This is a genomic window from Maribacter sp. ACAM166 (assembly GCF_005771495.1).
In the GTDB taxonomy this organism is placed as follows: Bacteria; Bacteroidota; Bacteroidia; order Flavobacteriales; family Flavobacteriaceae; genus Maribacter.
This window is the reverse complement of sequence record NZ_VAUW01000025.1, coordinates 58,238-65,031: the sequence shown is the minus strand read 5'-3', so window position 1 is coordinate 65,031 and position 6,794 is coordinate 58,238. Positions and strand designations below refer to the sequence as shown.

The window sequence follows — 6,794 nt, the reverse complement described above, 5'->3', positions numbered from 1 at the left end:
ATAACTTCAACCACCCACATAAATCTTTAGGTAATAAATCACCTAAAGAGTGTATGCCCAGGTTTGATGAAGAATTTAAATTCTTCATCAAACCTGACCTAAATAATAATTATTTATCGAATTTAGACGTGTCCTAAGACGGGGAAGCCTACACTTATGGGGAAGCCTACAGGTTTACCCAATGGATTTTATTCTGGATAAAAAAATATCAGTTTCAGAATTAAAAGAAAAAATAAACGCCTTCCCTAAAGTAGATTGTTTTGATGAGCAAGAAAAAGAATGTGATGCTTGCAGTGGGTATGGTGATGTTGATTTTGAATTTTCACACAATGGTAAAGATTATGAATCAAATCAAGATTGCCCTGTTTGTGATGGAAGTGGCGTGTTTAATACAGTTTCTAAACAACCAAACGGTAAAAAAGAACTTGATTACAATAAATTTTTTGGAATTGGGAACAGCGTTTTTAATGTATTAAGAATTGAAGAATTATTACAAGTAGCGGAAACACTTAAATCTGATGAAATAACATTGGTAAATCAAACACAAGCAAACAAAGCCTCTTTGTTTAAGATTAAAGAAGTAGAGGTTTTGCTTATGCCTACAATATGCAATGATTTATCGAATGTCGTTCAGAATGTTGCCTAACGGTTTTGTGTATGATTTCGTTGCGTGTTTAAGCACTAAAGTTAGCAAATAAATCACAGATAGAAAGTCCGCGAGGACTTTCGTAAGTAGGCTATAACTAGCAATGAATTATACACGGTGTTATGTGTAGTTATTTTTTATTTCTTCCGTTCGTTTTATTCTCTCTAAAGCAATTTTATGTAAATGTTCTAAATCCAATTCGTCCAAATAAAATGGATAATCTTCATCAGAACAAGCTTTCCAATATAATCTAGAACCATCCATAATCGCTTTTCCGTATTTAGTCATTCTTTCAACCCATTCAGTTGGTCTTATCCATATTTTTTCTTTTGTTGGATTATAATGAACACTTGAATCTCTTAATTCCTTATGTTCTGACAATATAGTTTTAAAAGGTTCAATTAGTTGATTTCTATCAATTGTTTTCAGAGTCGGTTTTTCAATTCCGCGAATAATTTGGTGAGATTTCTCTATTTTTTTTTCAAGCGATAAAAATTTGCCTTTAGATTTACCAATTAAAATTTCCTTTTCTGATTCAGATAGAGAATTTTCGTTTTGCATTAAAAAATCGTAGGATAAGCTATTGACGAAAGTTTCAAAAAATGAATACAACTGTAAAATTGTTGTTCTAGCAAAAGAACAGGTGTTTAAATTAATTATACTAGCATCTGGATATACTTTTGAAGCCATATTTTTATCTGGCGAAAATTTTAAATAAGTTCCAATTTTGTGAAGCTTATCTAATTCATTCTCCGCCAAAACGTAAAAATAAAAGGCATCTCTTAAAAGAAACTGTTCCTCAACAGATATTCGACTTGCGTGATAGTTTGTTCCAACTCTAGCGTGATAAGGATATTTGTCATCCCAAACTATGGAACAATCAAGAAACTTTTCAAGCCAACCATATTCAATTCCAAATGAGAAATATTCTTTATTGTTTTTTAGATAATTATTAAATTCAGAACCAATTTTGTGAATGTCTTCTTTGGGTGGAAATATTTTCTTCGCTTTCTCCACCATTTTTTCCAAGACGTGATTTAATTCCGTTGCTTTTATTTGAAATTCAATTTCTGAATCATAATTCACGCATTCAAATCCAGCAGTTAATGATTCTCTAACATAGTCATTAGTTATTCCGCCTTTTTCCTTGGGAATCAAAGAAAAAATCAATTGAAGAAACGCTAGTTTGTCAGCAGTTTTTTGTCTTGTAATCAATTAGTTGCGGATTTGGTTTTAATTACACATAACGTTTATGTATATGGTTTGTTACGTGGTTAAACAACTAATTTAGTAAATAATTACCGACCAAGAAAGTCCGCGAGGACTTTCGTAAGTAGGCGAGAACTAGCAATAAATTATATACGGTGTTGTGCCTAGTTTTTATTCCACTTTTCTAATATACTATCAGCTTTTTTCTTTGTTATATTTCCAAAATATGGTTTTCCAGAAATTCGTTGTTCTTCTCTTTCCATAACTGCTGGTGTTCCGCAAAAACCAATTTCATTTTCGTTAATTTGATAATAGTCAGCCTCAAAATAGTCTTTATTTTCATTATCATCTTTGTAATAATATCTGATTGATAAATTTTCTGTCGTAACTGAATCTAGATTTTTTTCATAAACATCCATTTCCGATTCAATTCCGTTTTTCCAAAACATAATATTTGAGTTTAACCAAATTATTTTGCTTTTAAAAGTTCCGCTTTTGTTATTAGAATCATTTTCATAAATTATTCCATTTTTTATGTCACTAAAACTAAAGACTTCTTTTAACTTTAATTGACTAACAGGATTATCATTTATATAATCTTCGTCGATAAGATAATCAGATTTCCAATTTTCAGAGATTTCCTTTAATCCAACTTCAGTTCGTGTTTGGTTAAAGTTTATTCCGTATTTTTCATAATTCAGTTTCTCGTTTTGAGAACGCATGGTTGTTTTATAAGATATAAATCCAATGAGAAATATTCCAATTAAGACTAAAAATATTTTCTTTATTCGGTTTTTCATAAATTAGGCACAACGGTTTGTGTATGAAGCGTTGGGCATTTCGAAGCACTTCATTTTCAGTTTACCGTTATGTTTATTTATTGCTATTAATTTTACTTAATTACCTATTGCCCAGTGATTTATACACGTTGTTGTGTTTTCGTACTTTATTTTCCGTTCTGCTGATAGCGTTGGCAAAGACATACTCTTTTGCAATTTTGGCTTGTGTTGTTGGCTGTAGCGAATTGCAAACGTGTATGGCTTTTAGCGTTGGCATATTATTTAACTTTTTATTTCATTCAATTTTTCAATGTCAAAACCTACTCTTTGAGCTTTTTCATACGTCCAAATTTGAGCTTGTTGTATTATAGAATCAATTATCTTATTCATCCAAACAGCTGAACCAAATTTTTCGCTTTCTGGAACAAATGAATCGTGAAATCCTATTGACATATTAATAATTCTTTCTTTATCATCAGCAACTTTTAAAGATGAAAAAATATGTGATTTTTCTAAATGTACAAATGAATTACCTGCTTTATATATATCAGTAACCCATTCCATATTCTTAACTTTTGAAATTTCAGTATAAAGTAAAGAATCACTTAAGTTTTGTTTAGTTCCTCTAAGTTTCATCTTCATTATTAATTCACCTCCCATAACTTTAGAGGCAAAAGTATTTCTGTCGTATTCTGAAATAATTGAAGCATACAATCGTAATAATGTGTCAATATTAATTCTTACTAATGGAGCAGCTGCAATAAAATTGTTGTCTCGAATTAATGCTGTATATGCTTTGGAAATATTTACTGTACGGTTTAGAGCTGCTATTAAAAAAATATCAAATGTTTCCATTTTGGGAGTAATTGCTGTTAGCTGTTGGCCCATATTGATAATTGCTTTTGATTTATTGTCAATTTCAATAAGCAACTGTTCTTTTGTTAGTTTTACATAGCTCATTCAACCTCAATTTTATCAATTTCTTTCATTATTCTGTCTGTTTCAGTTAGAGCAACTATAATTTTCTGGTAATGTAAAATATCTTCATAGTACAATTCTCTTTCCTTTCTGTCTTTTAGCCATTTTTGAGCAGGTTGATAACCTCCAATATAAAACTCCCAAGCAGTTACAGGAACGTTGTCAAAATATTTACTCTCGTTTATCCAAATTCTACCAAGTTGCTTTTCGGTGTCTATTATTTCCCAGTCTTTCTTGCCAATTTTAGTGGTAATTACATTATGGTCATTTTCTGCATCTTCTGCCATTTCATAACTTGTAATGTAATTCTCAACTTTATTACTTTCTAAAAGATGAATTTCTCGTACTTCTTTTCCTAGTTTCACCAAACTCCAAAATGTTTTTTCGTCTTTTGGATACGGAACTCTTGGAAAATCTATTTTAAGAAACTCTTTGTATTTATCACGATAAGTAGGCGAGTACAGCACAGCATAGATGTAATCTAAAATGTCTATTGGTGCAAACGTGTTTTTAGTTTCTTCTTTCTCTTTGGTGAATGTTAAGCCCAATTTTTTGGCTATTTGGTCTACTATTTCTTGATTTAGATTTGGTTTTCTACTTATTGATTCTTCAATAGTTTGTTGACCATTATTTTCAGGATATAGATAAAGTGGAAAACCATTTCCAGTACCAAACATTTTTGCACTTGCAGTAATATTTCCTTCAAAGATTTTATTTGTGATAAAACAATGTCTGTAATCTTGAACGGTTTGTCTTGGAACAATTAAGCCAAAATTTTTACTTAAAAGATGCTTCATTACGTTATATCTGCCATTGCAAACAAAGCCATTCTGTTTCCCAGAGTAAAATGTTTTTCTAGTGTCAAAAGGTCTATAATAAATATCTTGCCAAACTTTGGGATTATTAATGTTTTCAATAACATCATTTTTTGCTCTACCAATTTTCCAGTCTCTTGCATCTTTAGTATTGTATTTCTCGGCAATTTCTTTTTCATCTAATTCTAAAAAATCGTTAACTGTTTCTTTAAGTTTCTCTTGTTCAAAATGGATGGTTATCGCGTCACGAATTGTTTCAATTCCTGGAACTTTTTCAAGAAACAATTCACTTACTTTAAACCCTTTTTTATATTTTTCTTCAGATTCAAAATCTTTTGGTACAAAAAAGAAATAAGGTTCTTTATTTTTTAAAACTTCCCATTTGATTGTTGAAACTGTTTTGTCAAAAAGATATGGATATTTTACATCTCTTTTTCCAAATAGGTCTGAATGAAATACTTTACCTAATTGGTTTGATTTTTTGTTTCCTGTTTTTATAAATATGTTGATAGAAACTCCTTGCATAATGTCAAACACATTTTGGTCTGGTGAACCATCAGGACAAATTTCTTTCTTTTTAGCATTTCCGTGCAAATCTAAAATATAAACCTTGTCAAATGTTTCGAGTAGATTTTTTCGCATTTGCCTATGCGTTATACCATCTATAAAACTATTGTTTGATATGTATGCTAAAATACCTTCTCCGTTTTTTTCAATATAATATTGTCCGTATCTTAAAAACTTGATGTAGTCGTCATCAAGATTAATTTTCCTTTCATTTAAGTCTTTTTTATAATCATTCAATAGACCTTGTATCCAATCTCCTTTGTTGGTGCTACTTACTGCATATGGTGGATTTCCAATAACACACATAACTGGTGTATCGCGTTTTATGTGGTTGGCTTCATTTGCTTCACTACTTAACCAATTAGAAAATAATGTTCCAGTGTCTTTGTGATGTTCTTCTAATGAGTTGGTTAAGTATATATTTAAACGTTCATTTTTAGTTGATTTATAACCTGTTTCGGTTAATAACATATCCAATTTTAGATGAGCCATAGAATAGGAAGCCATTAGCAACTCAAAACCATTTAATCTTGGTATTAAGTGTTCTTCTACATATCCACTCCAAGCACCTTTCATTGCTTTAAAGTTTTTGTTATAGATAAACTTCACAACTTCTGCTAAAAATGTTCCTGTTCCAGTTGCTGGGTCAAGTATTTGGACTTTATGTACTTCTTTTTCTATTTGTTTGTAACCAGTTGCAGAACGTTTATCAGTAATATCCGTATTTAATTTAATTTTTGTTTTACTCGTATCTGCTAAACCTTGAGGTAAATCAAATTCTGTTTTTAAAATATCATCTACTGCACGAACTATAAAATTTACTACAGGTTCTGGTGTATACCAAACACCTCTCGCTTTTCTTAATTTTGGGTCATATTCTGCCAAAAATGTTTCATAAAAATGAATTATTGGGTCGTTGGTTTGTGTACTTTTTCCAAAATTCTTTAAAAGTTGTTCGACATTTGTTGCTCTAAAAACTTCTGCAAGGTTATCAACTACAGTTACAATTCTTTCATCAATATCTGGTCCAGCGATATAACCAAATAGTTTACGCAAAAAAGGATTAGATTTTGGAATTAGTTCTGCTGCTTCTTGTCTGCTAAAGTCGTCTAATGTTGGGTCGTGTAATCTTGCTGCAAACATTCCGTATGCTAATGTTTGAGCGTAAATATCTGCAAAACCTTTAGGCTTTAAATCGTGAATTAATATTTCCTTAAAAGTATCATATTGACCTTTTATAGAAGTGTTTTCTTGTGTTTCTTCATCAGATGTTATGGCACGTTCTAAAATATCTTGCAATAAACGTGATTTTCCAGCCATCATTTCCGCCAATTTTTTTGACGATTTGATGGTTTGTCCAACGTGAGTACAAAAGTCTTTGATTAAGTTCTCAAACTTTGAAAAATTTTCGGGAATAGGTTTAACTGAATTATTTTCAATTTCTCCAATTTTTATTTCGTGAACTAATTCTCCGTTTTGAAAGAATTGAAACCAGATGTAATCTGTAATTATTAGATTGTCAAGTGCTTTTTTGTAACGTCCAAATTGTTCTTTGTAAGATTTACTATTAAGGTCTTTTCCAATATCTTTTGCTTCAATATAACCAACAGGGATCTTTCCTTTCGTAATTACATAATCAGGGTTTCCACAATCAGTAACGTTTGCAGGTTCGTTTGTTATTTCAATTCCGTCTACTAACTCTCTAATTAGAGTTTCTAAATCTCCTCTGTAAGAATGTTCTCTTGAAATTCCAGATTGAAGTCTTTTGCTTACTATTTCTACGTATTCTTTTATTGTCAT

Annotated in this window: 6 protein-coding genes; 1 reads left to right on the top strand and 5 read right to left on the bottom strand. The window is 30.6% G+C overall.

Going from position 1 to position 6,794, the window contains the following annotated elements; translation table 11 throughout:
- Positions 1–181 precede the first annotated feature (181 nt).
- Positions 182–646, top strand: a complete 465-nt coding sequence (locus ES765_RS15160; RefSeq protein WP_138115153.1) for a hypothetical protein — start codon at positions 182–184, stop codon at positions 644–646.
- Between the two features lie 120 nt (positions 647–766).
- Here ES765_RS15160 and ES765_RS15155 read toward each other — a convergent pair whose 3' ends face one another.
- From ES765_RS15155 to ES765_RS15140, 5 genes are all read right to left on the bottom strand, one after another.
- Positions 767–1,861, bottom strand: a complete 1,095-nt coding sequence (locus tag ES765_RS15155; protein ID WP_138115152.1) for a hypothetical protein — start codon at positions 1,859–1,861, stop codon at positions 767–769.
- Positions 1,862–2,019: 158 nt separating this feature from the next.
- Positions 2,020–2,655, bottom strand: a complete 636-nt coding sequence (locus ES765_RS15150) for a cellulose binding domain-containing protein (RefSeq protein ID WP_138115151.1) — start codon at positions 2,653–2,655, stop codon at positions 2,020–2,022.
- A 100-nt stretch (positions 2,656–2,755) separates the two neighbouring features.
- Positions 2,756–2,911: a hypothetical protein gene (locus ES765_RS21810; RefSeq protein ID WP_171017317.1), complete on the bottom strand. Its 156-nt coding sequence runs from the start codon at positions 2,909–2,911 to the stop codon at positions 2,756–2,758.
- A gap of 5 nt (positions 2,912–2,916) precedes the next feature.
- A complete protein-coding gene (locus ES765_RS15145; RefSeq protein ID WP_138115150.1) occupies positions 2,917–3,594 on the bottom strand; it encodes a hypothetical protein in 678 nt (225 codons plus the stop codon).
- Positions 3,591–6,794, bottom strand: coding sequence for a type ISP restriction/modification enzyme (locus ES765_RS15140; protein WP_138115158.1), 3,204 nt, complete (start codon positions 6,792–6,794; stop codon positions 3,591–3,593). The genes ES765_RS15145 and ES765_RS15140 overlap by 4 nt, the downstream gene beginning before the upstream one ends.